Origin of the sequence: Mesorhizobium sp. M7A.F.Ca.CA.002.09.1.1 (assembly GCF_003998555.1) — a bacterium.
In the GTDB taxonomy this organism is placed as follows: Bacteria; Pseudomonadota; Alphaproteobacteria; order Rhizobiales; family Rhizobiaceae; genus Mesorhizobium; species Mesorhizobium ciceri.
Genome location: NZ_RZRR01000578.1, coordinates 1 through 3679, shown reverse-complemented (window position 1 = coordinate 3679; position 3679 = coordinate 1). Strand labels below are relative to the sequence as shown.

Here is a 3679-nt window from a genome sequence, read left to right as displayed (position 1 = left end):
GCTGTCCGACAGGAACGGATCGAAGGCGATGACGTGCATCTTGAGGCCAACGCCGCGCGTCGCGACGATCGAACCGATGTTGCCGCAGCCGATGACGCCCAGCGTCTTGCCGGTGATCTCGACGCCCATGAAGCGGTTCTTTTCCCATTTGCCGGCATGGGTCGAGGCGTTGGCTTCAGGGATCTGGCGCGCCAGCGCAAAGATCATCGCCACCGCATGTTCGGCTGTGGTGATCGAGTTGCCGAAGGGCGTGTTCATCACGATGATGCCCTTGCGGCTTGCCGCCGGGATATCGACATTGTCGACGCCGATGCCGGCGCGGCCGATGACTTTGAGATTGGTAGCGGCGTTGATCAGCTTTTCGGTGACCTTGGTCGCCGAGCGGATGGCGAGGCCATCATACTGGCCGATCACTTCGGCGAGCTTATCCTTGTCCTTGCCGAGATCGGGCAGATAGTCGACCTCGACGCCACGATCCTTGAAGATTTGCACGGCGGTGGGGGAGAGTTTGTCTGAGACGAGAACGCGGGGCGCCATGGCGGCCTCCTTGAAATGGATTTGATCCTGATGGGAGTGGGCGGCCCGAAGGCCGCCGCGAATGATCTCAGGCCGCCGCTTTGAGCGACGCCTTCTGTGCGGCGAATGCCCAGTCGAGCCAGGGCAGCAACGCTTCGAGATCCGACGTCTCGACCGTCGCGCCGCACCAGATGCGCAGGCCGGGCGGTGCGTCGCGATAGGCACCGATATCATAGGCGACGCCTTCCTTGTCGAGCACCGACACCAGCCCCTTGGCGAAGGCCGCCTGCCCGTCGGCGTCGAGCGCGGACACGTCCGGATCGGTGAAGGACAGGCAGACGGACGTGTTCGACCGTGTCGCCGGCTGGACGGCGAGATGACCGAGCCAGGAGGACTTGCCGACAAAGCGATCGAGGACGGCCGCATTGGCATCCGCCCTGGCGATCAGCGCGTCGAGGCCGCCGGTCGACTTCGCCCAGTTGAGCGCATCGAGGTAATCCTCGACGCACAGCATCGAGGGCGTGTTGATGGTCTCGCCCTTGAAGATGCCTTCGATCAGCTTGCCGCCTGAGGTCAGGCGGAAAATTTTCGGCAGCGGCCATGAGGGCTTGTAGGTTTCCAGCCGCTCGACAGCGCGAGGCGACAGGATCAGCATGCCGTGAGCGCCCTCGCCGCCCAGCACCTTCTGCCAGGAGAAAGTGACGACATCGAGTTTTTCGAAGTCGAGCCTCTGCGCGAATGCGGCGGAAGTCGCATCGCAGACGGTCAGGCCCTTGCGGTCCGCGGGAATGAAATCGCCGTTCGGCACGCGAACGCCCGACGTGGTGCCGTTCCAGGTGAACACCACATCGCGGTCGAAATCGATCTTGGTGAGATCAGGCAGCTCGCCGTAGCCGGCTTCGATCTTGCGCACGTCGGCGAGCTTCAATTGCTTGACCACGTCGGTGACCCAGCCGGAGCCAAAGCTCTCCCAGGCGACCATGTCGACGCCGCGCTCGCCGAGCAGCGACCACAGCGCCATCTCGACCGCACCGGTGTCCGACGCCGGCACGATGCCGATGCGGTAACCCGCCGGGACCTGGAGAATCTCCCGCGTCAGCTCGATCGCCTGTTCGAGCTTGGTCTTGCCGATCTTGGCGCGGTGGGAACGGCCGAGCGCAGCATTTCTTAGCGCCTCGACCGACCAGCCGGGGCGCTTTGCGCAGGGACCTGAGGAGAAATTGGGGTTTGCCGGACGGAGTCCGGGCTTCGTATGCGTCGTCATCGTGGTCTATCCTTCCAGATAGTGGCCCCTCGTTGGGGAGGGGTGGCCCACGGACGGCGATATTCGTTCGGGCTTCAGGCGTCAAGAGGAAAGTTTTTGTCGTTGCCGGGATACCGGCGATCCCCGATCAGGATGTCGTGACTTCAAACGCAAACGACGGACCCCATGATCCGCCGTGCTGGTCCTCGTACTCGCCGCGCCTACCAGAGATCGTAGCGCAGCCCGACCTTGACCTGATGATAATCGAGGCCCTTTTTGAACTCAGGGTTGCCGACAGCGTCTGCTGTCACGTATTTCGCGGAAGGCAGAGCCGTGTATTGATAGCCGACATCGACTGCAACATTCTTGCTGACCTGATAAGCAAAGCCGGCGCCGAGCGTATAGGCGAAGCTGAACTGCTTCTCCGACTGCGTCGTCCCATCATAGCCGTTTGGATCGTCGCATTCAAAGATGGTCGTGGTTGTACCTGATGTTGTCGATGAATTCTGACAGTTGCGAGCGCCTTGAGCGTACTTGTAGGTGCTGTACGCTATGCCGACACCGCCTCCGACATAGGGCGTGAAGCCGACATAAGTGCCCAGGTCGACAAAGGCGCTGGCCATCACATCGTAGGCCTTGTTGTTGCCGTCGTTGGAGCCTTCGCATCCACGGGTGCTTGGGCCGGCGAACGCGCTTGTGCTGCCACCGCTGGTGACAGTCACCGTCTGCGTTCCATCGCAAGTACTGTCGAATTTGCTGGCGAATTTGCTTGTCGGCAGCAGACCGAAATTCAATTCACCACGGAAGTAATCGTTGAAATGGTAGCCCATACCTATCGAACCAGACAGCGGGCTGGTATCCGTAACCAGACCGGCCGGAGTTTCCGAAAATTCATAGGGCTTGTTGAAGGCATAGCCGAGATCACCGCGCAGATACCAGCCGGAGCCGACCTCGACCGGGACGTAGTCGGGCGCCTGGTCGACATAGATCGGCGGATCGTAGTCGGCCGCGTGCACCGGCGTCAGCGGCAGGAGGGCTAGTGCACCGAGCGCCAGCGCCATACGCGATGTAAGTTTCATGGTCCCCGACTCCCGAATTTGGCGCAGCCCGCAATCGCAGCGGCAGCCATCGTTTCAAGGAGCATTGTTAACCATAGTGGTTAAGTGGCGGTTAAGGCTAACAGAGCGTTAGCGAATTCATTTCCCCTGTCGATTCCAGGCGGCCAACGAAAAACCGCCCGGCTGAGGCCGGGCGGTTTGTGAAGAATTCAAGTAATGTAGATGCTGTTACTTGGTGTAGATCGGCTCGGGTTCGGGCTGGTAGGCAACGACCGGCGCGGCGCAACCGTTGTTGCCACCGAACTGGTAACGCAGGCCACCGCGCACTTCGTGTGTGTTGATGCCACGATCGAAGCCGGGACCGGAGCTGGTGATGTTCCAGTCGAACATGCGGCCGCCCTGGATATGGGAGAAGCGGTAGCCGGCATCGAGAATGATCTTGTCGGTCAAGCAGTACGAAGCGCCGGCCATCAGACCGTAGGCGAAACGCCAGCTTGATCTGCCGGGATTGAACTCGGTGGTGTTCGGGTCGTAGACATCATCCCACTTGACGCGGGCGCCGCCGATGCCGGCGCCAACGTAAGGCGTGATGCCATGGTAGGTGCCGAGATCGACATAGGCGTTGGCAAGCAGTAGCAGGGCGCTCATCTTCGATACTTCGGTCGAAGTACCGTTGATATCCGAGGTGCCGCCGTTGAAGTTCGACTTGAACCAATAGTCGGCGGTCAAATCGGTCCGGAAGTGATCGTTGATCTTGTAGCCGACGCCGGCGCCGAGCGAGAAACCGCCCTTGAGCTTGCCGAAATCGAAGCTTCTGGTGCCGGGCGTAACCGTACAGTTACAGGGATCGACGGTGTAGGTC

Annotated in this window: 4 protein-coding genes; all 4 read right to left on the bottom strand. The window is 60.9% G+C overall.

The window, feature by feature from the left end; translation table 11 throughout:
* Window positions 1-537: NAD(P)-dependent oxidoreductase (locus EN994_RS22340; RefSeq protein ID WP_281060191.1), on the bottom strand; the 537-nt coding region annotated here is incomplete at its 3' end.
* Between the two features lie 67 nt (window positions 538-604).
* A complete protein-coding gene (locus EN994_RS22335) occupies window positions 605-1780 on the bottom strand; it encodes a phosphoserine transaminase (RefSeq protein ID WP_013529158.1) in 1176 nt (391 codons plus the stop codon).
* Window positions 1781-1980: 200 nt separating this feature from the next.
* Entirely contained in the window at window positions 1981-2820 is an 840-nt protein-coding gene (locus EN994_RS22330) for an outer membrane beta-barrel protein (RefSeq protein WP_318011902.1), read from the bottom strand.
* A 225-nt stretch (window positions 2821-3045) separates the two neighbouring features.
* On the bottom strand, window positions 3046-3679 hold a 634-nt coding region (locus EN994_RS22325; RefSeq protein ID WP_164746075.1), incomplete at its 5' end, for an outer membrane protein.

Excerpts from the sequence above, each read along its gene's own strand:
- EN994_RS22335 (WP_013529158.1), bottom strand. The coding sequence starts at position 1,780 with ATGACGACGCATACGAAGCCCGGACTCCGTCCGGCAAACCCCAATTTC.
- EN994_RS22330 (WP_318011902.1), bottom strand. The coding sequence starts at position 2,820 with ATGGCGCTGGCGCTCGGTGCACTAGCCCTCCTGCCGCTGACGCCGGTG.